The sequence below is a fragment of the Hyphomicrobium sp. D-2 genome (assembly GCF_029872155.1).
GTDB lineage: Bacteria > Pseudomonadota > Alphaproteobacteria > Rhizobiales > Hyphomicrobiaceae > Hyphomicrobium_A.
In genome coordinates, this window is record NZ_JARXLA010000008.1 from 848,654 (window position 1) to 873,863 (window position 25,210).

Below are 25,210 nucleotides of genomic sequence, written 5' to 3' on the forward strand. Positions count from 1 at the left end.
CTGGACGACGACGGGACCGAAAATGGCTGAACTGCACCGCTATCGCTCGCACACCTGCGGGGCCTTGCGCGCCTCCGACATTGGCAACAACGTGCGCCTTTCAGGCTGGGTGCACCGCGTGCGCGATCACGGCGGTGTGCTGTTCATCGATCTGCGCGACCATTACGGCATCACGCAGGTTGTGGCCGATCCTGACAGCCCCGCGTTCAAGAACGCTGAGGCTGTGCGTTCCGAATGGGTCATCCGCATCGACGGCACCGTGCGCAAGCGCCCGGACGGCACGACGAACGCCGATCTGCCGACGGGCGAGATCGAGCTGTTCGCCACCGAGATCGAAGTGCTGTCGCACGGCAACAGGAGCTGCCCGTTCCAGTGTTCGGTGAGCCGGACTATCCGGAAGATCTGCGCCTGCAGTATCGCTTCCTTGATCTGCGCCGCGAGACGCTGCACCGGAACATCATGCAGCGCATGGCGATCATTGCCTCGCTCCGCAAGCGCATGACGGAAGGCGGCTTCTTCGAGTTTTCGACACCGATCCTGACAGCATCATCGCCGGAAGGCGCGCGCGACTTCCTGGTGCCCTCGCGCATCCATGCCGGCAAGTTCTACGCGCTGCCGCAGGCGCCGCAGCAGTACAAGCAGCTGTTGATGGTGTCGGGCTTCGACCGTTACTTCCAGATCGCGCCGTGCTTCCGCGATGAAGATCCGCGCGCCGATCGCCTGCCGGGCGAGTTCTATCAGCTCGATGTCGAGATGAGCTTCGTCACGCAGGATGACGTGTTCAACAAGATGGAACCCGTTATCACCGGCGTGTTCGAGGAATTCGCAGCCATCACCGGCAGCGAGAAGTCCGTCACCAACGGCTGGCCGCGCATTCCTTACAGCGAAGCCATCGCCAAGTACGGCAGCGACAAGCCCGATCTGCGCAACCCGATCGAGATGCAGGATGTGACGGAGCACTTCCGCGGCTCCGGCTTCAAGATTTTCGCCGGCATGATCGACAAGGATCCGAAGGTGCGCGTGTGGGCCATTCCTGCACCGGGCGGCGGATCGCGCGCATTCTGCGACCGCATGAACTCGTGGGCGCAGGGCGAAGGCCAGCCGGGCCTCGCCTACATCTTCTTCCGCGAAGGCGAGGCGGCGGGTCCCGTTGGCAAAAACCTCGGGCCTGAGCGCGCGGATGCAATTCGCGAGCAGATGGGCCTGAAGGAAGGCGATGCTGTGTTCTTCGCGGCGGGCAACCCGGCCCGGTTCCATCGCTTCGCGGGCGATGCACGCACGCGCATCGGCGAAGAGCTGAAGCTGATCGACGAGAGCAAGTTCGCGCTCGCCTGGATTGTCGACTTCCCGTTTTATGAGTGGAACGACGACGACAAGAAGATCGACTTCTCGCACAATCCATTCTCGATGCCGCAGGGCGGGCTTGAGGCGCTTGAAGGCGCTGCCAACGATGATGAGCGCCTGAACATCAAGGCGTATCAGTACGACATCGTCTGCAATGGCTTTGAAATTGCGTCCGGCTCAATCCGTAATCATCGCCCTGACACGATGGTGAAGGCGTTCGAGATCACCGGCCTTACGCAGGCCGATGTCGAGGCGCGCTTCGGCGGTCTTTATCGCGCGTTCCAGTATGGTGCTCCGCCCCATGGCGGCATGGCAGCGGGCATCGACCGCATCGTGATGCTGCTGGTTGGCGCCAAGAACCTGCGCGAGATCTCGCTGTTCCCGATGAACCAGCAGGCCAACGATCTGCTGATGGGTGCGCCATCAGATGTTGCGCCGAAGCAGCTTCGCGAACTGCATATCCGCGTGGTTGCACCGGAGAAGCAATAAAGCTAAAAGTAGAGCACGCGAGGCTCTGAGTGTGAGGCCCGGTGGTAATGCATACGGGCCTTCTCTCCATCCAAGGCACTGCGATTGTCCGAGTTGAGCCGGACCTTGCCTTGATAAGGCTCGCGGTTTCGCGCACGGCGCCCGCGCTAGCGGATGCGTTCTCCCGTGTGCGCACCGCCGCCCAGAACGTCCGCGCGTTTTTGATCGCGTCGGGCAATGGCGAGATCCGATCGTCCCGCATCGCGCTGCATCAGAGTGGCATTCGGCCTCCGCCTTACGCGATTGAGGGCGGCTACGTGGCGACCGTCAATTTCTCATGTGTGGTCGCCGACCTTGAGGCGGTCGAGAGCGTGCTGACGGGCGTTGTGTCATCCGGCGCGAACCGACTGACGGCGATCGAATTTCTCACATCGAAATTGCAGGCAGCGCGCACCGAAGCGCGTAGGCGCGCTGTGCTGGTCGCCCAAGAAAAAGCAAACTTCTATTGCGAGGCTCTCGGCGCCAGATTGGGCGAGGTGGTCAACATCAGCGAGAGCGATTTTGATGCCTCGCCGCGGCAGTCAGAGCATGGCCAGTTGACAGCGGCTTACGCCGACAGCGATGAGAAGCTAGGAACGTTTTCGCCCAGTAGCATACCGGTCGGGGCAACGGTAAACCTGCAGTTCAGGCTTCTCTAAAACAAAGCGCTCCGTCTTCAGGTGTCAGCCGATGGAGCCATGGCCCACGGGTGCGCAATGGATTGGCAGCAGAAAATCTTCCGCTATTGCGAGCGCGGCGGCGATGCCGCTTTCTGGGCTGAACCGCTCAACGCGATTTCCAATGGCGCCTTCACCATTGCGGCTGTGGTGGCTGCGGTGCTGCTGTTGCGGCGTCCGGTGGGTGAACGCGGCGGCATAGCGGAATGGCTGCTGATCGCACTCACGTTTATCATCGGCGTCGGCAGCTTTCTGTTCCATACCTATGCAACGCTGTGGGCGGCGCGCGCGGATACAATTCCGATCGGCATCTTCATGTTCGCCTATGTGGCATATGCGTTGCGCCGCTATCTGGCGCTGCATTGGATTTTCGTGCTGCTTGGCCTGGGGCTGTTCTGGTTGAGCCTTCAGTTTGCCGGCAGCATTCAATGCCGCGCCGGATTGTTTGCCGTCGCGGGCAATGCGCGCCACTGTCTCAACGGGACGATGAACTATGCCCCCGCGCTGGTTGCCATGATTGTGATTGGAGCGCTGGCTGCATTCCGCCGCCAGGGCGCAGCGCCGTATCTGTTCGCGGCTGCCGGTGTGTTTTTTATCTCGATGCTGTTCCGCACCGTGGACTGGGAGACCTGTTCGCGCTCCATCGTCGCCGGGCGCACGCTGGGCACGCATTTCCTGTGGCACGTGTTTAACGGGTTGGCGCTGTTCATCCTGCTGCTGGCTGCGCTCCGGCACGGGCAGGTGCGGCCTAAGGTAGGCGAGAAGGAATAGAATACCTGTTCGGGGAGCCACGGTTGCGGCGGAAAAACATGCCGATGACCGATTGCGTGTAAGGCTTACTCGGCCCATAAACAGCCGATTGCGGGCGTGGCGGAACGGTAGACGCCAGAGACTTAAAATCTCTTGTCCTTCATGGACGTGCCGGTTCGAGTCCGGCCGCCCGCACCACTCTTTCTGGCGCGCAGCCGCCACACCAATCCTGCGCGCTATGGTTTCGGTTCGCAACGGATGCCGGTTCAGGCGGGCGCTGGCTGGAACGCGCACTGCGCATTTCTGCTCCAGCCAGCATGCATCACCTCACCAATTCGTTGTGATCTTCGCCACCGCGCGACGGGGCTCACCGTAGAAGCCACGCACGTCCGGATAAGGGAGGTAAACGGTGTCGAACATGTTCGTCACGTTGATCGACAATTCGCTGCGCTCATCCAGCTTGAAGCCAATCCGGCCATCGACAACCGCATAGGCAGGTTGCGAGACGGTTGCCGGATAGGGGCTTGCGAAGGACGTTGAGCTTTCGCTGTAGGCGCGAACGCCTAACCCCAGCGAGGTGCCGGCAAGCATGCCATCGGCGAACGTATAGTTGGACCAGAACTTGAACGTGTGTTTAGGGAAGAACGAATTGAAGCGTGTGCCTACTTCCGCTGGTTGCCCGGCGGCGAAGGTTGTGTCGGTGTATGTGTAGCCGCTGGTGAACTCCCAGCCCGGCAGCGGCCGAGCAGCCAGTTCTATGTCGATGCCTTCGGACAGCACTTCGCCCGCAGCAATGTAATAGCCGGGATTCAGCGGATCGCGCAGCGCACGGCCGGTATCGCTGGCGCGGAACAGCGCGAAGCTTGGCATCAGGCGTCCATCAAGCAGTGAGCCCTTCACGCCAACCTCGTATTGCTCACCGACGATCGGCGGCAGTGTCGCGTCGGAGGCGTCCGTGGTTGTGATCGATTGCGGCCGGAAAATATCCGCGTAGCTCGCATATACGGCCCAGTCGCGCGTAACGTCGACAACCACGCCGCCATAGGGCGTGAAGACGTTGTCCTCGTCGTAAAGCACAGTGGTGATGCCGGTAGCGCTGGCCTGCGATTGCGATTTGTAATTGCTCAGCCGTGCGCCCGCGTGGAGGTGCAGCCAGGACATCACCTCGAAGCGCCCCTGCGCATATAACCCTTGTTGCGTAACGTCCGATATTGTCGATGCAGCCTTGCTGAGCTCCACATAGGGCACCTCCGGATTGCCCGCAGGCCAAAGGCCGACCGATGGCGCATTGCGTATCCAGCGTTCGTGACCGAAATCCTCGAAGTTCGCGCCGGCAACTATCTCGTGTCTGCGGCCGAGGAAGTTGAGGCGGCCTTTCACATGCATGTCTCCGGTCCAGTGCTCGCCTTCAAACCATGTGGCGCGGTTCAGCAGCGCCGACGTGCCGGTCTGATGAAAGTTTGGGTGCGGGTTGTGGAACGCGAAGCGCTTGTGATCGTCATAGTCGCGACGCGATAGATTGACGTTCAGCGACCAGTCTTCGTTGAAGCGATGCGCAAGCTCGGCTGTCAGCTCATTGCGCCGATAGTTGAACTCGCTCCAGCCTGCACCGAGAAACATTTTGCGCGGCGTGTAGGTGTTGGTGTCACGAATATGCATGGCGCCGAAGTAGGGGTTCACCGTGCTCTGCTGGGTCAGGGCGCTCACGGTCAGTGTTGTCTGGTCGGTAAGGTCGAACGCCAGACTGCCGAAGCCCAGCAGCTTTTCGGTGCCCGCGTAATCAACGAAGGAGTCGCGGGTTTCGGCCTGCACGACGAAGCGCCCGCGCACGGCTCCTGATGCAAGCAAGGGCGTCGATACGTCGATCAGGCCGCGAAACGCATCCCACTGCCCCGCCGAAAGCTCGGTTCTCACCTGACGCTGAGCCAACGGCGCTTTGCGGACCAGATTTATCGAACCTCCGAGTTGGCCCTGTCCCTGCATCAGTCCGTCCGGGCCGCGGATGATCTCGACGCGATCGTAAATCGCGGTGTCGAATCCTGATCCGTAGTAGGTCGTATCGAGCGGCACGCCGTTTTCGGAAACGGACATGAGGAAGCCGCGCGCATAGAAGAACGGCCCGTCGTTCAGGTCGCCCTGATTGCGCACATAGACGCCCGTGGCGCGCGTGGCGGCCTCCTCAACGGTCGTCACATTTTCATCGTCCAGCCGTTTGCGCGTCAGCACTGAAATGGAACGCGGCGTTTCCTTGACCGGCAGAGCCAGCTTGCCGCCGATGGTGCTGACGGTCGGAATGTAACTGCCGCTATTCTCTGTTGTTGCGGCATCGGTATTTATGCTGTCGGAAGCGGGCAGCGCCGTTGCAGTCGGGGCAGGCGGAGCAGCACTGACACTGCCGGATCTTGCCTGCTTGGGTTTTGACTTCGCCTTGGGCTTTTTCTTTTTTGCGCCATCGACAACAAGCGCATCGAGCTCCGTCGCAGGCTCGCTGGTGGCGGTTTTTCCGCCGGATTCTTGCGCCACCGCCCATTGCGGCAACGCCACCGATGTGGCCAGCACGCAAGCAATCGTGCCCAGAGATACGCGAGCAAACATACACAACTCCACTTTACGCAACCGCCTACGCACCTCGATCGGCGACGTAGCAACACATATTGGATGTTATAACATCCAGATTTAGTCGGTTAACACCGACCGTCGCTGTCGCGCAATCCGTTGCGGTGACGAAAACACGTTCTTCGTCACGCTGTATCGTTGCGGCAACTGTCGATCCGGGCAGAGGAGGGCGGCGGATCGCAGTGCTGCCCAGGAGGTGCAGAGCTTTGCGTGCGCTCCGATGTGTCCGGGCACGTCGCACCGAGTTGTCATGCTGCGACGTGGGTGTATAACGGCGCCTTAGGGTGTCACGCTGTGCAGTGCGGCGGGCAGGAATGCGATGGTCGGGCCGCCACGCGGAGCACACGCACCCGATGCAGCAGTCCCATTCCGACCATTCGACATCCGCTATTCGTGAAATTCCGCGCGCCCATTTGCTGGCCCAGCGGGCATTCGATCGTCTTGAACGGTTTCTCCATATCGAAGCGGTTAGCGGCGTTGTGCTGCTGATTGCGGCTACCTTCGCGCTTATCTGGGCGAATTCTCAGTTCGCCGAAAGCTATCACCACCTTTGGCACATGCCGCTGTCGTTCGGACTAGGTGAGTTCGTATTCTCCCGTTCGCTCCATTTCTGGATCAACGATGGTCTGATGACCGTGTTCTTCCTTGTGGTCGGCATGGAAATCCGGCGCGAAATTCATGAAGGCGCGCTGAGCAAGTTCGATCAGGCGATGCTGCCGGTTGTGGCCGCAGCGGGCGGCGTGATCGTGCCGGCGTTGATCTATCTGGCTTTCAACGCTGATCCACTACGCGCGCACGGATGGGCAGTGCCAACCGCCACGGACATCGCGTTTGCGGTCGGTGTGCTGGCGCTACTGGGGCGTTCCATTCCTGCGAACGTGCGCGTATTTCTGCTGGCGCTAGCGATCATCGATGATGTCATCGCGGTGCTCATCATCGCGTTCTTCTATTCCGGCGGTCTTGACATCACCGGTTTCTGGGTCGCGGGCGGCGGCATTTTGATGGTGCTGGCATTGCAGCGGATCGGCATTGGCGCGGCTTACGCCTATGTGCTGCCCGGCGCGATCATCTGGACAGGCCTGCTGATGACAGGCGCACACCCGACGCTGGCGGGTGTAGTTCTAGGCCTGATGACGCCCGTGCTGCCCGCGCCATCGCGGGAGAGCCCGGTTGAGGTGATGACGCGCGTTGCGGGCCAGTTGCGCGATGGCGATGCTGACAGCGCGAAAGACGCGCATAGTTTGCAGCGGCCACTACGTCAGCTCCGGCTGGCGAGGCGTGATCTGTTGCCGCCGGTGGTGCGGGTTCAGATGGCGCTGCACCCCTGGGTCGCGTTCGGCATCATGCCATTGTTTGCCCTTGCCAATGCTGGTGTCACGCTGGGCGGTGTCGATCTCAATGCCAACGGCGCTGCAGCGGTGATGCTTGGCGTGGCGGTTGCGCTGGTTCTTGGAAAGCCACTGGGTGTCGTCGGTGCCACCTGGCTGATGGTGCGCATGGAGTGGGCGCAGCTGCCGCCGGGCGTAAGCTGGGGCTCTGTTATGCTGATAGGCCTTTTGGCAGGCATCGGCTTCACCATGTCGATCTTCATCGCCATGCTTGCCTTCAACGACGAAAACCTGTTGGCAGCGGCCAAGCTTGGCGTCCTGCTGGGGTCAGTCACTGCTGCCGTTCTCGGGCTTGCGTTTGGTGCGATGGTTATCCGCCGCCAGCGGCGCCATTCGCAGCCTGGCTTGAGCGTGTAGTGTAGTCGGCTGTTGCGCAGCGCAAGCGTGCATCGATGCAGTCCGGCAATGCATTGTGATCCCCCGCGCAGGTGCTGCGCACCGATCTGAAGGCGGCAGATTTTGCCCAACGGTAAGACAGGAGAGGCCGGTGGAGTTACCAGCGCGGAATCGACGGGCGAAGGGCTTGGAATTTAGAGCCAATCAAATTGCTGCGATTGCACACATAAAAGGCCCAACCAATCCGGTCGCTTCCAGGTAAAAATGCTGCGCTGCACGCGTTCCGCGGAGCCAATTTTTCCTAATAATTCCCGGCAATTGGCTCTGCGGCCATCTGTCTTGGTCGACGGAGCTTAATTGACGTCATTGGCATCGGCTGCGTAGCATGGCGAAATGCGGTCCATGAGGTACAAAAGCGCAGTCTGTCTGATGCTCGCCGCCCTTTACGGGCTAGCGATGCTGACGCTGCCGCTTGCGCACGTGCCTATGAAGCCGACGCCTGACCTAACGGCGTTTGCGCTGCCGGATGGCACAGTTCCGCACCTCTGCGCCAAGGCGTCGATCAACGGCTCGGCGGAAGTCAAAAGCGCGATCTGCGAAGCCTGCCTGCTCGGTCCGGCCATTTGTCCGGTGCCGGAAATCGCGCTGGTTGTTCCCGAATTCCTGTTGCCAGTGCGGCTCTCGTTCGCACTCAAAGTATCCGAACTACCATCTCGGTTTGAAGCCCCTGCACAGCCGCGCGGGCCACCGCTCAACCTCGCCTAATCGAAACATCATCCAACGGAAGACACCGGCCTTTCCCGCGTGGACGGCTGGGCAAGATTTGGCGAGATCTTATCAATGACGAAAATGGATACTGCTGCGCGGATCATGTCCGCGCGCGCTGGCGATGCTGCCCATGTGCCTCACCGCTCAGCAACTGTGTTAAACCCCGCTGCGCTGCGCGGCCTTGGCGACAAGGCAACAACCGTTGTCTACTCCAAGGGGCGCAAGGTTTTCGAGCAGGGGCAGCCGGCTGACGTTGTCTATAAGGTTGTGTCCGGTGCGGTTGTTCTTTCTGCGCAAAACGATGCCGGCTACCGGCAGGCGATTGAAGTTGCCGGCGCAGGTTCGTTCCTCGGCTTCTCCTCCGCCCAGACATATCAGTCGTCGGCGGAGGCAATCTCGCGGACGATGCTCATGCGGATCAGCCGCGATGCCATAGAGCAGTCGCCAGCGCTGCAGCGTATGATCGGTGATGCGCTCACCAGCAAGCTTGAAAAGCTGCAGCGGGAGGCGAGTGCACGCCTGCGCACCAATGCGGCTGGTGCGCTGGCTGGCTTTATACTTGCGCTGCCCAAGGCCGACGGCAATGGCGATTCCGGTGAACTGCGGATTGCGCCCGCGCAGCAGGATATCGCCTGCTGTCTGGGACTGGCGGCCGCTACCGTGGGCCGGGTGTTGCGGCGGCTGCGGACCGCTGGCGCAATCATGCCCTTGAGCAAGGATCGGATCGCGATCCTCGATCGCGACCTGATGGAGAAGATCTGCGTGGGCGAGGCGGCTGGCTTTTAAGCCGTCCCCGCATCTCCACCGAAAGTAGATCAAAAGCAGCCCGGTTTCATCGTTGTGCCGGGCTGCTTTTTTTGCACCTGCGTACAGGATGAAAGCGGCCAGCCGCGCCGCGAATATGTAAGGAAGATGTAAAGGAAGGGGGGAGGCCAAAAGGCATCCCGCCGCCATATGCTGCCCGGCTGTGGGATCCGTCTCGGATGGCCGGCGAGATGTGTTGCTTACATCGTCAAGGCTACCGGACAGGATCGCAATTCCTGCAAGTCTGGTGACGATATGAAAGCTGAAACGGTCGCGCGTGGGGGCGCGGAACAAAACAACTGGAAACGGAGGATCGGCGTCATCATCCTGCCGGCGCTGGCGGTGCTGACCGCGCCGCTGTTCCTGAACGTTCCCACGTCCGCCAGCCAGAATGCGCAGCTTAAGCCGATAGAGCAGCTTGGCGCGCGCCTGTTCTTCGATACGAACCTGTCAAAGAATCGCACGCAGTCCTGTGCGACCTGTCATAGCCCTGAACACGCATTCACCGACCCGCGTGAAACGGCCGCCGGGCGCGCTGTGTCTATGGGCGACGAAGCGGGCGCGATGGGCGATCGCAATACTCCGACGCTCATGTATTCTCACATGACGCCGCCACTGACGAAGCACGAGAACGGCAAGATCACCGGTGGTCTGTTCTGGGATGGGCGAGCCGACAATCTGCAAGAGCAGGCCAAAGGGCCGATGCTCAATCCGGTTGAGATGAACATGCCGGACGGCGCATCCGTGGCCGAGCGTATCCGCGAGAATCCGGAATATGCCGTGCAGTTCAGGCAGCTTTTCGGTGATGATGTTTTCTCTGATCCCGAGAAGGTGTTTGACGCCGCTGCGCAGGCGCTGGCTGCATATCAGAGCACAGAAGAATTTTCGCCGTTCGATTCAAAGTACGATCGCGTGCTGCGTGGCGAGGAAAAATTCACGTCGCTGGAGGATTTCGGCCGGCAGGTGTTTCTGACGTGGAACTGTCAGCTATGTCATCGTCCGATACGCAGCGGTGGCGATCTCTCAACCGAGCTGTTCACGAGCTTCGAGTATCACAACATCGGTTTGCCGGTGAATCCGAAGGCGCGTGAATTGAGCGGTAAGGGCAGTGACTATGTCGACACCGGATTGACCAGCGGCACGCACATTGCCGATCCCGCGCAGGCTGGAAAGTTCAAGGTGGCGACGCTGCGCAACGTAGCTGTCACCGGCCCCTACATGCATAACGGCGTCTTCGACAAGCTGCGGACGTCGATTGAGTTCTACAACAAGTACACCAGCTTGCAGCCAGCGGCGCAGATCAACCCAGAAACGGGCAAGCCATGGGGCGATGCGGAGGTGCCGGAGAACCTTTCCACGTTCCAGCTCAAGACCGGACTAGCGCTGAGCGACTATCGCATCAAGGCGCTGGAAGCGTTTCTCAGAACGCTGACGGACAAGCGTTACGAGCACCTGATGCCGGAGATGGGGCAGTAGTCAGATAACACCAAGCCCGGCGTGCGAGCTGCGAGGCTCGCGCGCTGGGGGCTCTCGATCAGAGGGTGGGCAGCAGATAGGTCAGCGCGCCGTGGAACTGCTGCTGTCGGCGTTCGCCCGGCCGGTTCTCGGGGAACTGCACATCGGAATATATGAACATCAGATGCGTGTCGGCGAATGGACCGGACTTCGGCAGATACTCAAGCTTGATGTCGAGTTCGCGCTGATCGGAACGCGGTGCTCCGGTTGCCGGATCAATTATTCCGTACGCATTGCCGTACAGAACGGCAAACTTCAGCCCATCGGCGACAAGTTCCGAAAAGTCGTATGAGATGCCGCCGACAATCGCTGTTTGGCCAGCTTCGTTGAAGTGCATCTGGTCCATGTTGGTATAGGCAGGAAAGCTGCCGAACGGATTCACAAGGTCATCGCTTTTGCCGTTGCTTGAAATGGCAACATAGCCGGTTGCGTTAGCGTAGCTTGCCGCCGCCCGCGCGGAAACCTGTGACGCGGAGAAGTCACCGCCGCGTATCAGCTTGGAGCCGACCGATTGCTGGTTCGTGTAATTCACGCTGAGTCGGAAATCGATATCATGCATGATTGCGGGCAGCAGCCAGTCGGCCTCAACAAATGCCGTGTTGAGTACGTCCGGAATGAGATAGTTGAAGCCACCTATGGTTAGGCCATCGACGGGGGTCAGCTTGAGGCCACCGAACAACATGCCCCGGTCCTCGTGGATGCCAAGTTCGTTCGAGAACGAAACGAAATAGCTGGAATCGCGCGCTTTGAAGCCCCACAGATAGCCGCCGCCATAATCAAGCCAACTCAACTCATCGCGCTGCCGTGTAAGCACGACGCCTTCCACCGTGTTTGGGATCATGCGCGTGTCATATGGATTGACATATGGCGTCTTCAGAAGCTGCCGACCGGTTGTGAGTTCTTGTCCCAGAAATCGCATTCTGGCGTTTGCAACCGACAGTGCACTGACTTCGGCCTGCTGCTCAGTCAGCAACAGCGTGCCGCCTTCGCCGGAAGGCGCGTAGAGTGGCTGCGAAGTAGCGCCAACAATTTCAAATTGCAGGAAGTCGCGATAAAACCCGGTCCGCAGTGAAACTGCTCCGCCGCCGGCCCATGCCTGCTGGCGTGACAGGTTGGCATTGTCCTGCCGCAAGTAATGGGTGCGCGCGTAAAGGTCGACAACCATGTCGCGGAAGAAAGGGTCGGAATACTGCAGCCGCTGTTTCAGGTTTTGCAGCAACACCGGATGCGAATGGCTGTCGTCGTCTGCATCGCCACCTGTGCCGCGCGGGTTTTGATGCGGTCCGCCGGGAAGTGCAGCCTGCGGCTCGAATGATCTTTGCGATGGGCTGTAAAGATCGCGCGCGCTTGACGGGATACGCTGGGCGGAGTCGTCTTCATCGGCACGCAGAGGAGAGGTTGCCAAGTGAAGCGCGGCCGTGGCCAGAAGCAAAGCCTTGATGCGCAGAGCGGCGCTGTTTGAACCGGATAGTGACTGCATCGTGCCCGTCACCTCGAATCAGAATGTGATTCAGAATACCTCGGCGGTATCAAACCACCCAGAATTCGGCAACGGCTGCTTGCAGCGAGATGCGCGGCAACGGGAGCGGCTGAAACAAAAATGGCGGTGTCAATGCTGGCACCGCCATTCCACTATTGTTTGCAGGCTGAAGGATTACTTCACGACCGGCTGATACGAGCGGCGTAGCGCACCCATAACCTTCTCGTTGAGGTTCAGCGTGCCCTTGACCATTTCCGGCGGTGTAAGTGCCATCCACTGGTTCAGCGAGATGTCGCGGTAGTCCTTCGTGTTGAACACGTTGATGACCTGCAACGGCTCATTGCCCGTATTCTCGATGTAGTGGCCCAGCGTTTTGGGAACGCATCCGACATCGCCCGCCTGGAAATCGAAAGTGCGAGCGTTTGACGTTGCGTCGAACACCGTCATGCGGCCCTTGCCCTTGGTGTAATACTGCAGCTCGTCGGCGTCGGGATGCCAATGAATTTCACGCAGCGCACCGGGCTCAAGGTCGATAATCAACGCCGAGAGCGTGGTTTCGGGAAAGTGCCGCACGTCGATGATTTTGGTCGACCCGCCTTCGAACTTTGTCGCCGGGACCTTTGAGGCGTGGAACACATACGGTTGCGGTGCAGGCACCTCAGTCAACTGTTTGCGCACAACATCAAGCGGCGGCGGCACCGGCAACGGGAAGATATACTTCTGCTGCTTCGGCAGACTGTCGAAGTCGGCTTCCGGCAGCCCGAAGTTTTTGGATACAACCTCGCGCGGCATGTGGGCCAGGAACTCGGTGATCAGCAGAGTCTGGTTTTCGGAAAACTGGGCGTCGTCAAACACCAGAACGAACTCGGTGCCTTCTTCCAATCCCTGGATGGAGTGGGGAACACCGGAAGGAATGAGCCATACGTCGCCGGGTTCGAGGTCATCCACATACGCGTGTCTATCTGCGTCAACGACGGTGAGGCGCGCCTTTCCAGCCGTGATGTAGGCCCACTCGGCTTCCTTGTGCCAGTGCAATTCGCGCACGACGCCGGGCCCAAGGCGCATGTTGACGATGGCCATGGACGTGAGCGCAGGCAGCTCCCGTGCCGTGATTTCGCGAGCCCATCCGCCTTCCTCAAGACGGTTATGCGCGAACGCGAATGGAAAATGCATATTCGGAAGCGAGCCGGAATCTGTCGGCGGCGGAGCAAACAGATCCGGCGCCATAAGCTCAAGCTCTACGTTGCGCGGGCCTGCCACTGTGGCGCCGCGCTTACCCTCGATCGGCTCTGGCGGACTGGTATTTGGAACACGCTCTTGCATGAATGAAGCTCCTGAACAGAGAACAGAACAACGCCCCCAGCTGTGCGTGCTGAGTACATCCCGTTGAATTTTTTACGCTTGGGATAATGCCTGTTCAGCTCTAACGGCCGCGTGAATTTCGCCATTTCAATTTAGAGCTTCTATTTCGCGCATGTTGCTTCTTAAGGTTATGCCTCACTCAGGATAATCCGTTCACTGCGTTGACGATGCGCATTGTTGCAGCCGTAATCCGACGCTGTGGTACTGCGGGCGCAAACAGGACGGGTGCGGAATGACTGCGATTATCCAGGATATTGCATCAATATTTTTCGTTCTGGCGTTGGGTTATTTCTCAGGCAAGCGCAATTCGTTTTCACAGGTTCAAGCAGCGGGTTTCAATCACTTAGTGCTGAACTACGCGTTGCCTGCAACGCTGTTTGTGTCGATCGCCAATTCAACGCGTGAGGAGCTGTTCTCAGACACGCGATCGTTGCTCGTATCAACGGTCGTTCTGGTTGGCTGGTATGTCATCTCGTTTCTGGTGGCGATGTTCGGGTTCAAGCACAACAAGCAGGAATCGGGCATCGCGGGCTTGAGTGCGGCCGCACCGACGGTTGGCTTCCTGGGTATGGCGGTGTTGTCGCCACTGTTCGGCGGTCAGGCCGCGTTGAGCGTTGCAATCGTGGCGCTGGTGGTGAACGTGCTGCAGGTGCCGCTGGCAGTATTCTTCGTCGCGCCGGGCGGAACCAATCCGGTCAGTTCGCTCATCAACGCATTGAAGCAGCCGGTCGTGCTGGCACCGTTGATTGCAGTCATCATCGTCGCGATGGGCCTGCGCTTTCCGCCTCTGGCCGATCCGCCGCTCGAATTGATCGGACATGCAACATCAGGTGTTGCGGTGTTTGCTGCCGGGTTGGTTTTGTCAGCGCACAAGTTCCATCTCAATCTGGAAGTGATCTGGAACACGATCGTGAAACTGGTCTTCGTGCCGGCCTGCATGTTGGGCGGTGCGATGTGGCTGGGCATTTCCGGCATCAAGCTTGAAGAGCTTGTGCTGCTGGCGACACTGCCGCCCGCGTTTACCGGCATCGTGCTGGCTGGCCGATATCAGACGTATGTCGGCCTTGCCTCTTCGACCCTGATTGTCACGTCGTTCATGTTCGCTATCGCAGCGCCGGCATGGATTGCACTGGTGCGATATCTCGCGGCCAACTGACGATTTGACAGCTATGCAACGCGGCTCGAAGGCAAACGCTTTCGGGCCGTTTTGTTTTTCGCAGACGCTGCCGGTGCAAGCTTGCATACGGAAAACGCCCCGGACCAAAGGTCCGGGGCTCGGCTGTCGAGGGAGGGCGCCCATCGACCAACCGGGATGAAGCCGCGGGGGGATCGGCTTCGTCCACCAACAACGTCGCGCAGGCATGAGCGTTCCAATTTTTAGGGGCGGTGCTTGCCGCTGTGCCCGTGTTGGACGGGACCAATCGCGTACTTGGCAAATGGCCGGTTTAATCGGCTGCCCGAATTTGCTCCAGCGAATCAGGTATTTGCTGGCCAATGCTCGAAAGACTGCAAAGCATCGATATCAATGAGGTTCGGCAGGCGCTGGAAAACGCCCTGGCCGATGTGCCGCAGATTGCATTTTATGCAATTGGCGGCGTGATCGCGTTTGGCGCATTGGTGCTGCTGCTGCGCGCCATGGAACGCAGCAATCGGGCCCGAACCGACGCGGCTCATGCTGCCGCGCAGGAAGCCGCCCAGGTGGAGTTTGCCGAACTAAAGGGCCGCCTGTCCGCGATAGCCGAGTTCACTGCACAACAGAACGCGGAGCAGGTGCGCGCCCTGAATGATCGTCTGGATGGTATGGCGCGCCATCTCGCACAAACGCTGGATGTGACTTCTGCGCGGCTGGGCGACAACCTCAACGAAGCCGGGCGTCGTACATCCGAAAGCCTTTCAACTCTGAACGAGCGTCTGGCGCTTATCGATCAGGCGAACCGTAGTCTTGCCGATCTCTCAAGCGAGGTCGTGTCGCTGCAAAGCGTGCTGGCGAACAAGCAGGCGCGCGGTGCGTTCGGTCAGATGCGCATGGAAACGATCGTGCGTGATGCGCTGCCAGCCCGCGCCTACGATTTCCAGCCGACGCTCTCCAACGGCAAACGCCCTGATTGCGTCATCCGGTTGCCGAATGCGGAAGCGCTGGTGGTCGATTCCAAATTTCCGCTGGAGGGGTTCGAGGCGTTGCGCGTGGCGCAATCTGCCGAGCAGAAGCGCCGGGCCTATGCCGCCATCCGCGAGGCTGTTGGGCGGCACATCGCGGCGATTTCCGAGAAATATCTGATCCCGGGCGAGACGCAGGAAACGGCGCTCATGTTCGTGCCATCGGAATCCATCTGCGCCGAGCTGTTCGAAAAGTTTCCTGATCTCGTACAGGGGGCGCATCGCTCGCGCATCATGATCGTTGCGCCAAATACGCTTATGCTGGCCGTTCAAACGGTGCAGGCGTTGCTGAAGGATGCCAAGATGCGAGACCACGCCGATGTAATCCAGCGCGAGGTCGGCCTGCTGCTGGCGGATGTGGGGCAACTGGTGGAGCGGGTGTCGGATCTGGAGCGGCACTTCTCGCTGTCGCGTAAATCTCTCGACAGGGTGACTGCGGCGACAGCCAAAATTCTTGGCCGTCGGGAGAGACTGTCATCGCTCGATCTGGAGGGTATGGAAGGCAGCGGCAGCAATGGTTCGGCAATGCCGGAGCTGCAGGCGCAGGCGGCGACGGTTGTGTCGGCGACGGATACTTCGACCGGCAATCATTGATTGAATGACCGAGCGCACCTGACTGACGAGCGGGCGCAAATTAGCCGACAGCGATGTTCAAGCCGGACGCATGCGATCAGGGTCGCGCGGGCCGAACGTCAACAGCAACGCAATAGCCAGCACGAAGCCGCCGATCACGTCAGTGGGGTAATGGACGCCCTGATAAATCCGCGCCAGGCCGATGCCCGCAATTAACGCGATGAACGGCGTCAGCACCACCGCGCGCATCCAGGCATCGGGCATTCGCGCCGTGACGAGCATGCCGATGAAGCCGAAGAAACATGCCGCCATTAGCGCGTGACCGCTGGGAAAGCTGAAGCTTTCGGGCGCTTCACCAAATACTGGCAGGGGGCGCGGCCGCGCCATCAGGTGCTTTACGAACAGGTTAGCGAGAAACGCAGCGCCCATCAGCAACGCCAGATTGATCGCCAGAAGCCTGTGACTGAGCAGGAGCAGCGCGAGCGCAACAACAGCGGCCATGCCATAGATCACCGGCGCTGATCCGATGTGGTTGAGCGTGTGTGTCAGCTCCGTCAGGCCCGGCGTCGCCCAGCTCTGCACGGCAAGCAGGCCGGTGCGGTCAAACTCTTCGGTCAAGCCGATGAAAATGGCGACGGCCAGCACAAAGAAAATGTTGAACCCCATGCGGGCGCCAGCAAGCGCGCTGCGTTTCGCAAGTGGCTGCTGCTTAATTTGCGTCACTTCGCTTCCCCGCATGCGGTGCCGATGCTCTCTGAGCACGTCTATGCACTACAGATCAGCGTGCGCATAGACAGTGCCGTCGAAGCAGTAAAAATGCGGGCGACGAGAAAAGCGATGTACCCATCCAAGTTGGTGCAGCGCTATTCCTTGATCCAGTCGCTGCACTTCACTGGCTCTGCGGTGCCCCACGGGCTGATCGGCACCGCGGCGGTCGCGCTTTCCGGGCTACCTTCGATCGGGCGGTCGGTGTAGGCGAGATAGACCAGCACGTTGCGCCCGGCATCGCAGCCGCGGACGATCTGCATGCGCTTGAAGATCAGCGAGCGCCGCTGGCTGAAGGCCTCATCGCCCTGCTTCAGCTTGCCCGTGAACTTGATCGGCCCAACCTGCTGGCACGCCAGTGACGCCTTCGGCAGCTCCTCGGCGAGCCCCAGCCATCCACTCCAGCCGCCCTTTTCCGGCACGGTGAAGTAGCAGGTGACGCCCTCTGGGCGTTATCCTGACAGTCAGCCCTGCCCCCGAATCATCCCCTCTTCCTCTCTTCGCCCGTTTCCGGGCGAAGATCAGCAAGGCGGGATGGTCGGAGACAAGGCTGTGGTCTTTCAGTCATCGGAAGATGAGCGTCGGGTCGACGTTAGGCGTTGCAGTGTAGCGGGTGCTGGCTTGATGAGATCGAGGCGGGCAAGGCCTCACTCCCTTTCTCAGAGGGGCTGGCCGTTTGCCCTTAGCCAAGCTTCTACTTCGGCCAGGTCGTAAACGACTTTCCCCCGGGCCCCTCCGAGTTTGAAGTAGTTTGGACCTCTGCTCTGCAGCCGCATTTCTTGAAGAGTGGAATGAGGAAGCCCCATAAGCTGGGCCACTTCGATAGACGTTAGGAACGTTGAGTACGCCTTGGACACACAATCCCCCGCACCAGCCTGAACTAAAAAGGTCCCTTTTTGTGCAACTTGATTGCGCGGTGTCTGCTGTCCGATAACGTGAGTTCACGTGCCGCCGCCAAGACGCTCGACCGCTGTGAGGTGGCACACGAACGAAAAGGGACCCTTTTGATACTCACTACACCTGCCTTGGGTGCTTTCACGCGTTTGGTACCCGGCGCTTGGTGATGGAATGATGATCGGATACGCCCGGGTCTCTACTGATGAGCAAAATCCAGATCTACAGTTTGACGCACTGGCGCGCGCAGGGTGCGGTCGCGTGTTTACGGACTATGCTTCCGGAGCCAGGGCAAACAGGCCGGCGCTCGATGATGCGCTTGCGGTCTTGCGGAAGGGCGACACTCTGGTCACATGGAAACTCGACCGCCTCGGGCGAAGCTTATCCCACTTAATTAGCCTGATTGCGAAGCTTGAGAAGCGGGGCATCGCATTTCGGAGTTTGTCCGAGGCTATAGATACAGGGACTGCGGGCGGCCGTCTCCTGTTCCATGTTATGGGCGCACTGGCCGAGTTCGAACGCGCGCTTATTAGCGAGCGAACGCGGGCGGGTATGGCCGCAGCGCGCGTCCGTGGCGCCAAACTCGGGCGACCGCGGCGGTTAAGCCTGGAGGAGATCGAAGAGGCGCGCACAGCTCTGTTGGAGGATGGAGTCAACATGTCCGATCTTGCCCGGCGTATGCAGGTTCCTCGCCCGACGCTGGCAAGGGCTTTGAGGACAAGAGTGACGTAACGGTAGATCGAGCGTCGCGTATAGGGCTCGCGTCTTCGACGGCTCCACGCGGGATCCGTACTTCTTTAGACGACAGGTCGGGGCACGAAGTGCGAGCCAAGCTACGATACCGCCTCTCTCAATCGCCACGCATTTGTGTGTCCTGCGTCCTCTCCAACGACATTGGTAATTCCAAGCTTGTCGAAGAACACGACATTCCGCTTGCGCGCATCGCGCAAGAGCTTTCCGTAAGGCAGGAGCTCTATGTACGCATTGGGGTTCTGCTGATAGCCGAAATACCCTTCGCCATCTGGCGTTTTTTGCAGGCGGCCGATGATGCGCTCTTCCAGCTCGTCTGTAATGTCGCAGACAATGTAGCAATGGAAAGCGGTACCATCATTTATGCCGCGAATGGCTTTGCCGCGGACGTCCTTCAGGCCCTTTGCCGACTTCAGCGTCTTAACGTAGTGCAGGACCTGTTGAACTGGATCTTTGCCCTTCGAGTAATCCTCGCGCATCGGCCGCTTGAACTCGACGATGACGACGGTGTCGGTGCCTTCCGCTTCGCGCCAAGCGACACAGGTGCTGAAGAAGAAAGCGAGATCTGGCCGCTCGGTGGACGCTACTTCACAGAACTTCCGCACCTCCAGGTCGGAGGAGAAGTAGTGCGAAAATGCCAGCCGGTCGTCGAGCATCCATAGATTGTGGTCGTCAATTTCCAGCGCGTGTGAATCAACTCGCATCGGACAGATGAGTTGATGGATGGCCTCTTCTTTCTTGTACCTTTCGGAATCGGCATCCTCGTACTCGAGAAAGGTCTCGAACAGGTCGAGCACAGCTTTACGCCTCACGACGTACTCGGCAAGTGCACCCTTTTTCTCGTCCCGGATATATTCCTGATACTGAGATATTTTTTCATCCAAGGCCGCTCCGATGGTTCGCTTGGTTGCGATCTCCTTGCCCACATCGGCGAATTTTTTCTGCCGGCGGAACCGATTGCGTGCGAGCTCGACGAAAATGTCCTCTTTCTTGATGCAATTCGGCTGAAGAGCCTCGGTGAAGGAGCTGATCTGCGGCTCGACATACAAAAACTGCGGGTTCTCGGCGATAATTTCGCGGGCAACGTGTGCCTTGTGATCAAGGGAGGCCCTCACGTACTCGGTAAGATATTCGCGGGCGCCGCGTGCCACTGCTTTCTTGATGACATCGAGTTCTTTCCCGTCGAACGCGAAGGCCGAGCGCTCTGCATTAACATGGCGATCGAGATAATCGCCGGATACGCAGCCAAGATACACGTACTCGCCATCAAGTGTTCTGAGCCCGAGTTGTTCATCGAGAGTGTACTCTACGACCGATCGGGTGTTGGCGGAGAGGAACGCGAAATTGTGCCCGCCGCTATGGAAACGCGCAACTTTCTTGCACTTGAGGTTCCAGAGTTCGAGAGTGTGGATCGTGCCGTCATCGTCCACCTGAACCGTCGTGGTTGTTTGGTCGACGATTGCTTCGGCAAACATGCTCTCAACGTTGAGGGTATCTTCTCCGTCGATGAGTGTGATTTTGGGGGCGTTGCCGGTGACGAAGAGGGGCACGAAGTGGGATATGATCCGGTGAGCGATCGTTTCCCCCTTGGCGGGGCAGCGGCGGTCGAAGTCTGAGGTGAAACCCCTGAATGAGATGATAGTGCGCTGCCGTTGCCCGGTGGCGTCGCGAGGAGGCTTGTCGGGCACCTGATCGACTTCAGTCAGTTGGAAACTGAACTCGCGCTGCATCAGCTTTTGTTTGTCGCGGAAGGTGCTGTCGACAGTGATCTGTTTAAAGACTTTCAGCCATGCGAGTCGGCCGACCCCCTTGCCGCCCTTCTTTTCTTTGAAGCGCGAGTCTGGAGTGAGGAAAGAAAGGTAATTGGCGGGCGTGAAGCCCGCGCCGTTGTCCTCGATATCGAAGCCGTGAACAGGATGGTCGTCCTGATCATCGGCTCGCGCAACGGTTACGGTGATGTGCCCCTTTTTTGCGGTGGCTGGTCCGTATTGCTCCGTCACGGAATGGATACTGTTACTGATGGCCTCCATGAGGGGCAGAAGAGCGCCCTTCTCCGAAGGCTTGACGGGTAACCGGTTCACGCGCCCAACGATGTCGCTTCGAAGATCCGCCATGCGCTCATCGACTCCCATCCGAGTGCTGCTCGAAGAACCTCACGATTAGAGTTGGGAGCGGCGCTAGTTCTTTCTGCCAGTTCTCCACCTAATTCACAGGCGTCAGCGCAGAAATACACGATTAGCCCAAGCCACGGCGCCGCCGGGCGTGGTCCAGCATCGCTACTACGCTTTCCATGGGTACGGTCTGAATTGATGATCAGCGCTAGACGCGGCCGTGGTCCGTTAGGTCGGTAATTACCTCGTCGGCAGCGAACCAATTGCTCGCGATGACGTGCGCACGTACTGCAGCGGGGGCAGCAGAATAAGCAACGAGCGCCAAGCTCGAGCGAGCGCGACTGCACGTTACGTAGAAGAGGCGCCGAGTACGGTCGAGCGACGTTTCCTTGCCGCCTTGGGCGTTCTTAACATCCGCAGCAGATTGGGCTTTGGCGCCTAACAGCTTTTCATAGTCGAACAAGAAACCCCTAGACTCCTCGTCGTCCATAAGGACCATAACGCGCTCAAACTCTAGGCCTTTCACCCCCTGGTGAGTGTCAAAGGGTGCTTCATGAGCCACATATGCAGCATAGGGCGCGATTTGGGAGAATGGGCAATCAAGGAAGGCAATGAGTGCCGCAACCTGATCAGTTACCGGATCGGCCGCCTCATCGGATCGGGTTTCTGCAGGCGCAGCCTTAGCAGCTAGGGCGGCCTTCAGGCCATCAGGAACGGCAAATAGGTTGGTCCTGGCGATGTTCGCAGCTATGGCACCACACGAAGGTTCGTTACTGGCCCATAGGCCCATGAGGCTGTCGATTGCGGTCTGGGCTATCCGAAGTTGGTCGATCGGCTTGTCCCGACCTTTCAACGTATCCTTACTCAGCAGCGGAGAGCCTTCGCGTACGATCTTGGTCGCTGCGAACTTGTCACCCTTCTGTTGCGCCGTGACGAGGGGAAGTACGTTGTGGGTGAAGAAGCGGGTCGGAGCAAAACTTCCGTCAAGAAAGGCGGTTCTGTACTCATCTACGGAAGCCAAAGCCTCGAACATCTGCAGGAAGCCCATCCTGCGCGCCGCCATATGATGCTCAAGAGTGAGAATCTTGCACTTTGAGGCATCGGACCAATCCTGATCTCCCGTAAGATTCGCCATATAGACACGGACAAGCTGTTCCATCGCTGGTTTGTCCGGTACCGCAGTTGGGAATACAAAAAACCTTACCCAACCTTCAGGGCGGTCGTCGCGCGGCTCCTGTTTGTGGGCGTCTGCGCCGCCACGGATCTGGTTGATGAGTCGAACAATACGTTTAGGGCAGCGGTGATTTAGTTTTTTCTCAGGTATGCCCCACCCCGCTGGTATCTCAGTCTCGATCCGTTCTTTTCCATCGGGATAGATACGCTGCATGGTATCGCCAATGAGACCTAGGCAAAACCGATTCGCGTGAGCCTTTTGAACCACGAACAAGGCGTCGATGAGCACGCGACTTGTGTCCTGGCTCTCGTCAATCAGGAGAAACGGATACCTCTCGACGAACATGCGCTGCATTAGCGGCTTGGTGAGCAGAAAGCTCGAGAAGATCTTTATTACCTCGCTGTGGTTGAGCGCGTTCCGTTCCCGGTTGTCGCCATTGGGATTGTAGGTGAAGACTTTGAACTCAGGCAGCCGGGCCAGCCGCCGCTGCTTGGACTCGAGTTGGGCTTGGCGAGCGGCGGATGCCTTCGTACCGGCACGACCCTTGGCCTCCTCGGCGTGAAGCTCAGAGATTTCGCGCTTGAGATTGTCTTTCAACCACACCCGAATGTCCGTGTTCAAGCCCTGTATTTGCATCCACGCAAAGCTATGAATGGTGCGCACAACGAAAAGCGGATCATACTCGGTGCGGCGGGTGATCTCATCGCAGGCAGCATTCGTATAGGTGATGACCGCAACTTGGCGACCGCGCAGGCGGAGAACATCGCGGTAGGCGCTCGCCAAATATTTCAAAGCGTTTACCAGGGTACGCGTCTTGCCTGAACCAGCTCCGGCAAAGAGGAAAAAGCTGGTTGGGTTCTCCAAGTTCAAAAATCGAACCAGCTCATCCTCTACATGATCATCAACTTTGACGTTCAGCGGCGCGTTTTCAGGAGTCTTCACGCTGCCACCTCCTCAGCAAGACCGAGTTCGACCTGGCGCTGTTCGAGCTGCCCGGCCAGCCAAAGTAAGCCAGCTGCAATGTAGGTGGGCGGGTTTAGGGAACGCGGGTTCTCAAGTTCGAGCAGATCAAGCGCAAACTCAGCCTTGCCTCCGCCTGCCAGCGCAGCTTTGAGCGCGGCACCCAACGCATTCAGATCTGCGCTATCGGTAATAGCGCTTCGGAATTTCGCAATGAGACCCGTTCCAGGCAGCGTCTCGAAGAGCACGAGATTTGCCATAACGACCGCGTCCTCGAGCGTGTAGGTAAGCGCCTCAGAGGTTTGGCCTTTGAACGTTGCTTGGTGGGGTGACTGGTACGCCACGCGCACGGAAAAACCCTCGTCTACATAGCTTTTGACCTTCTCCGCCTCGGGTTTGTCTAGCAGAGGGTCCAGCTCATTGATGATCGGCCACCATGTTCGCAACGTGGCGTTCCGGGTGGTGCAGTCAGTCCCGCGGACCGGGGGCGCACTGGCACCGGCAGCGTTGCACGAATCGAGGTCAGTAATGACGAGTGTAGTGAGCCCGATCTTTTCAATGAGGCTCCTCAGCTTGTGGGCGTGACTGCCTCCGATTTCAAGCCAAGTGATGTAGCTCTCCGAGAGCTTCGCAAATTCTGGGTGAGAGTTCACGAAATGGGGCACGAGAATGCGCTCAGCTGGCCCTTCGATAAGGACGGCCGCATCTGCAAAGAAGAGATCGCAGTGGGTGACACGCAGATATCTGGTCACAAACCGTTTGGTATCTGCGTCTGCGCCAAATGCACTCTCGAGATTGACCACGCACGACGTAGGTATCGCGTCTGCGTCACCTGGTAAGCGACGGAAATAACGGAGTGCGTCGAACTCGCACTCGTGAGCGATATGGCTGGAGTGCGTGCTTACCACCATCTGCGTGACAAAGTTGGGGCTGTCGCCAAGATCGGGGTGATTGCGTAGGATCTTGTGGGCTTGTCGTATGAAGACCTGCTGGACCTGGGTATGCAAATGCACTTCGGGCTCTTCAATCAACACCAAGTGCAGTGGGGGAATGATCGTGTCGTCCGAAGCCTTGTGTTTGGCCTTGCCAACCCGCATCCAGCTGTCGCGAAACGCCATGAGGCGGAACACCATAGAGATGAGATTTTGGTACCCGAGCCCGTTCGAATCCTCCGGCAGGTAGAGATCCGTGCTGGCACCGCCATTTTGGATCGGTATCACAAATTGCACCGCAGCCTCGTGGTTGAGCCCCTCAACCGGCCTGAGACGCGTAGATATGTTCAACTTTGGGTCTGTGACGCCAGGGTAGCCAAGCTTGTGCATCTCTTTGAGGGGACTCTTGAACCCGTCACTTAGACGCAAGTTGAAGGCCTTCTGTGCCTCCTCGATAGCCTTGAGCGCAAGGAGGTCTTGTGCATCTGGGTTTTCATATGGATCGAGGTGGCGGGCGTAGTATTGACGAAGCTGGGCCGATAGCTTTCGCGAGTCACTGACGGTGAGTAATTCGCCATCGTCATTTTCTTCCCCAGCGGCCCCAAATCCTCGCTGGGCACTAATCTCGTCAATGCGAATGAGCCCCTGAAATGGGTCGCCATCAACGGGGTCGCTGTCATTGAGGGCCTGTGGTCTAGCCTTTCCATGCTCAGGATCAACGCAGGCAGCAGGATCGAGGACATAAGCCTCAACCTTGAAAAACGACGTCAAGCGGCGCTGTAGGAATTCGACAAGATTCTGTGGCCAAATCGCCAGCTGGAAATCCGCTGCATCTCGACCTTGCTCGGCTGCTAAGGCAGCGCCGGCTGTTTGCAACGCTAGCGCTTGAGCACGCGCAGTCACGTACTCTTGTTGAAGTTGAGCCGCATCTTTCGGCTCCAATCGCATTCGCACGCCAAGGCGGCCTCCATCCCAGTCAAGGGTAGGAAGAATTTTCTGGACGTAGTGGACTTCGTTTTCAGCAACGTGGAGCCACACATCCAGGAACGGCAACACAGGGTCCCATCCTGGTACTGGAAGGTCCTGATTTGCTGTGTGCGCAGCTTCCCACGCGGCACCCATTGCGTTGATCGTCGGCCAATGGGCAAGCGTGAAATCGTTGAAGCAAAAGCTGGATCGTTCGCGATCGACAAGGAAATATCGCAGCGCCGTTATTGCTGTTGTTTTTCCGCTGTTGTTGGCGCCGACGAACACGGTTTTTCCCGCCGACAGACCCACTCGCGTTGAAAGCAGCTTCCGAAAATTTGCTATCTCTACGAATTCAATGCGCACGGTATCGCCCTCGTC

Annotated in this window: 16 protein-coding genes, 1 tRNA gene and 2 pseudogenes; 11 read left to right on the forward strand and 8 right to left on the reverse strand. The window is 58.9% G+C overall.

Annotated elements, in window-relative coordinates; genetic code table 11:
• The first annotated feature begins 31 nt into the window (after nucleotides 1–31).
• The 4 genes and pseudogenes from aspS to QEZ49_RS16430 all read left to right on the forward strand — a co-directional run bounded on the left by aspS (nucleotide 32) and on the right by QEZ49_RS16430 (nucleotide 3,476).
• Nucleotides 32–1,833 (forward strand): annotated as a pseudogene (gene aspS / locus QEZ49_RS16415) (aspartate--tRNA ligase).
• A 47-nt stretch (nucleotides 1,834–1,880) separates the two neighbouring features.
• Nucleotides 1,881–2,510 (forward strand): SIMPL domain-containing protein, encoded by a 630-nt coding sequence (locus QEZ49_RS16420; RefSeq protein WP_280388427.1) that lies wholly within the window; start codon nucleotides 1,881–1,883, stop codon nucleotides 2,508–2,510.
• Nucleotides 2,511–2,567: 57 nt separating this feature from the next.
• Nucleotides 2,568–3,299 carry a ceramidase domain-containing protein gene (locus tag QEZ49_RS16425; protein ID WP_280388428.1) on the forward strand — a complete coding sequence of 244 codons (732 nt, stop codon included), beginning with the start codon at nucleotides 2,568–2,570 and terminating at the stop codon, nucleotides 3,297–3,299.
• 90 nt (nucleotides 3,300–3,389) lie between these two features.
• A tRNA-Leu gene (locus tag QEZ49_RS16430) sits at nucleotides 3,390–3,476 on the forward strand.
• Nucleotides 3,477–3,605: 129 nt separating this feature from the next.
• On the opposite strand, the gene QEZ49_RS16435 is transcribed toward QEZ49_RS16430, so the two are convergent.
• Nucleotides 3,606–5,873, reverse strand: a complete 2,268-nt coding sequence (locus QEZ49_RS16435; protein WP_280388429.1) for a TonB-dependent siderophore receptor — start codon at nucleotides 5,871–5,873, stop codon at nucleotides 3,606–3,608.
• A 374-nt stretch (nucleotides 5,874–6,247) separates the two neighbouring features.
• Here QEZ49_RS16435 and nhaA point away from each other — a divergent pair, with 374 nt between their 5' ends.
• The 4 genes from nhaA to QEZ49_RS16455 all read left to right on the forward strand — a co-directional run bounded on the left by nhaA (nucleotide 6,248) and on the right by QEZ49_RS16455 (nucleotide 10,666).
• The gene (nhaA, locus tag QEZ49_RS16440; protein WP_280388430.1) at nucleotides 6,248–7,639 is read left to right on the forward strand and encodes a Na+/H+ antiporter NhaA; all 1,392 of its coding nucleotides are present in this window, start codon (nucleotides 6,248–6,250) and stop codon (nucleotides 7,637–7,639) included.
• Between the two features lie 381 nt (nucleotides 7,640–8,020).
• Nucleotides 8,021–8,383, forward strand: coding sequence for a hypothetical protein (locus tag QEZ49_RS16445; protein ID WP_280388431.1), 363 nt, complete (start codon nucleotides 8,021–8,023; stop codon nucleotides 8,381–8,383).
• A gap of 75 nt (nucleotides 8,384–8,458) precedes the next feature.
• Complete coding sequence (locus QEZ49_RS16450) at nucleotides 8,459–9,172, forward strand: Crp/Fnr family transcriptional regulator (RefSeq protein WP_280388432.1); 714 nt, start codon at nucleotides 8,459–8,461, stop codon at nucleotides 9,170–9,172.
• A gap of 273 nt (nucleotides 9,173–9,445) precedes the next feature.
• The gene (locus QEZ49_RS16455) at nucleotides 9,446–10,666 is read left to right on the forward strand and encodes a cytochrome c peroxidase (protein WP_280388433.1); all 1,221 of its coding nucleotides are present in this window, start codon (nucleotides 9,446–9,448) and stop codon (nucleotides 10,664–10,666) included.
• A gap of 58 nt (nucleotides 10,667–10,724) precedes the next feature.
• Here the strand turns inward: QEZ49_RS16455 and QEZ49_RS16460 are convergent, their stop codons facing one another.
• The gene (locus tag QEZ49_RS16460; RefSeq protein WP_280388434.1) at nucleotides 10,725–12,185 is read right to left on the reverse strand and encodes an OprD family outer membrane porin; all 1,461 of its coding nucleotides are present in this window, start codon (nucleotides 12,183–12,185) and stop codon (nucleotides 10,725–10,727) included.
• 174 nt (nucleotides 12,186–12,359) lie between these two features.
• Nucleotides 12,360–13,508 carry a cupin domain-containing protein gene (locus QEZ49_RS16465; RefSeq protein ID WP_280388435.1) on the reverse strand — a complete coding sequence of 383 codons (1,149 nt, stop codon included), beginning with the start codon at nucleotides 13,506–13,508 and terminating at the stop codon, nucleotides 12,360–12,362.
• A 271-nt stretch (nucleotides 13,509–13,779) separates the two neighbouring features.
• On the opposite strand from QEZ49_RS16465, the gene QEZ49_RS16470 reads away from it, so the two are divergent.
• On the forward strand, nucleotides 13,780–14,703 hold the full coding sequence (locus QEZ49_RS16470; protein WP_280388436.1) for an AEC family transporter: 924 nt from the start codon (nucleotides 13,780–13,782) through the stop codon (nucleotides 14,701–14,703).
• A 338-nt stretch (nucleotides 14,704–15,041) separates the two neighbouring features.
• Nucleotides 15,042–16,298: a DNA recombination protein RmuC gene (rmuC, locus tag QEZ49_RS16475; RefSeq protein ID WP_280388437.1), complete on the forward strand. Its 1,257-nt coding sequence runs from the start codon at nucleotides 15,042–15,044 to the stop codon at nucleotides 16,296–16,298.
• Between the two features lie 57 nt (nucleotides 16,299–16,355).
• Here the strand turns inward: rmuC and QEZ49_RS16480 are convergent, their stop codons facing one another.
• Nucleotides 16,356–17,000, reverse strand: coding sequence for a phosphatase PAP2 family protein (locus QEZ49_RS16480; protein ID WP_280388438.1), 645 nt, complete (start codon nucleotides 16,998–17,000; stop codon nucleotides 16,356–16,358).
• Between the two features lie 140 nt (nucleotides 17,001–17,140).
• Nucleotides 17,141–17,488: pseudogene (locus QEZ49_RS16485) on the reverse strand (CreA family protein); the annotation flags it as partial.
• Between the two features lie 622 nt (nucleotides 17,489–18,110).
• On the opposite strand from QEZ49_RS16485, the gene QEZ49_RS16490 reads away from it, so the two are divergent.
• Nucleotides 18,111–18,668, forward strand: a complete 558-nt coding sequence (locus QEZ49_RS16490; RefSeq protein ID WP_280388439.1) for a recombinase family protein — start codon at nucleotides 18,111–18,113, stop codon at nucleotides 18,666–18,668.
• Nucleotides 18,669–18,769: 101 nt separating this feature from the next.
• Here the strand turns inward: QEZ49_RS16490 and QEZ49_RS16495 are convergent, their stop codons facing one another.
• The 3 genes from QEZ49_RS16495 to QEZ49_RS16505 form a co-directional block, all read right to left on the reverse strand.
• Nucleotides 18,770–20,800, reverse strand: coding sequence for an ATP-binding protein (locus tag QEZ49_RS16495; RefSeq protein ID WP_280388440.1), 2,031 nt, complete (start codon nucleotides 20,798–20,800; stop codon nucleotides 18,770–18,772).
• Nucleotides 20,801–21,005: 205 nt separating this feature from the next.
• Nucleotides 21,006–22,913 carry a UvrD-helicase domain-containing protein gene (locus QEZ49_RS16500; RefSeq protein WP_280388441.1) on the reverse strand — a complete coding sequence of 636 codons (1,908 nt, stop codon included), beginning with the start codon at nucleotides 22,911–22,913 and terminating at the stop codon, nucleotides 21,006–21,008.
• Entirely contained in the window at nucleotides 22,910–25,195 is a 2,286-nt protein-coding gene (locus QEZ49_RS16505; RefSeq protein ID WP_280388442.1) for an AAA family ATPase, read from the reverse strand. The genes QEZ49_RS16500 and QEZ49_RS16505 overlap by 4 nt, the downstream gene beginning before the upstream one ends.
• Between the last annotated feature and the right edge of the window lie 15 nt (nucleotides 25,196–25,210).

Bases quoted from the DNA above. Each gene is read 5' to 3' on its own strand.
- rmuC (WP_280388437.1), top strand. From the start codon at position 15,042: ATGCTCGAAAGACTGCAAAGCATCGATATCAATGAGGTTCGGCAGGCG.
- QEZ49_RS16465 (WP_280388435.1), bottom strand. From the start codon at position 13,508: ATGCAAGAGCGTGTTCCAAATACCAGTCCGCCAGAGCCGATCGAGGGT.
- QEZ49_RS16420 (WP_280388427.1), top strand. From the start codon at position 1,881: ATGCATACGGGCCTTCTCTCCATCCAAGGCACTGCGATTGTCCGAGTT.
- nhaA (WP_280388430.1), top strand. From the start codon at position 6,248: ATGCAGCAGTCCCATTCCGACCATTCGACATCCGCTATTCGTGAAATT.
- QEZ49_RS16425 (WP_280388428.1), top strand. From the start codon at position 2,568: ATGGATTGGCAGCAGAAAATCTTCCGCTATTGCGAGCGCGGCGGCGAT.
- QEZ49_RS16495 (WP_280388440.1), bottom strand. From the start codon at position 20,800: ATGGCGGATCTTCGAAGCGACATCGTTGGGCGCGTGAACCGGTTACCC.
- QEZ49_RS16490 (WP_280388439.1), top strand. From the start codon at position 18,111: ATGATGATCGGATACGCCCGGGTCTCTACTGATGAGCAAAATCCAGAT.
- QEZ49_RS16470 (WP_280388436.1), top strand. From the start codon at position 13,780: ATGACTGCGATTATCCAGGATATTGCATCAATATTTTTCGTTCTGGCG.
- QEZ49_RS16435 (WP_280388429.1), bottom strand. From the start codon at position 5,873: ATGTTTGCTCGCGTATCTCTGGGCACGATTGCTTGCGTGCTGGCCACA.
- QEZ49_RS16460 (WP_280388434.1), bottom strand. From the start codon at position 12,185: ATGCAGTCACTATCCGGTTCAAACAGCGCCGCTCTGCGCATCAAGGCT.
- QEZ49_RS16455 (WP_280388433.1), top strand. From the start codon at position 9,446: ATGAAAGCTGAAACGGTCGCGCGTGGGGGCGCGGAACAAAACAACTGG.
- QEZ49_RS16450 (WP_280388432.1), top strand. From the start codon at position 8,459: ATGACGAAAATGGATACTGCTGCGCGGATCATGTCCGCGCGCGCTGGC.
- QEZ49_RS16445 (WP_280388431.1), top strand. From the start codon at position 8,021: ATGAGGTACAAAAGCGCAGTCTGTCTGATGCTCGCCGCCCTTTACGGG.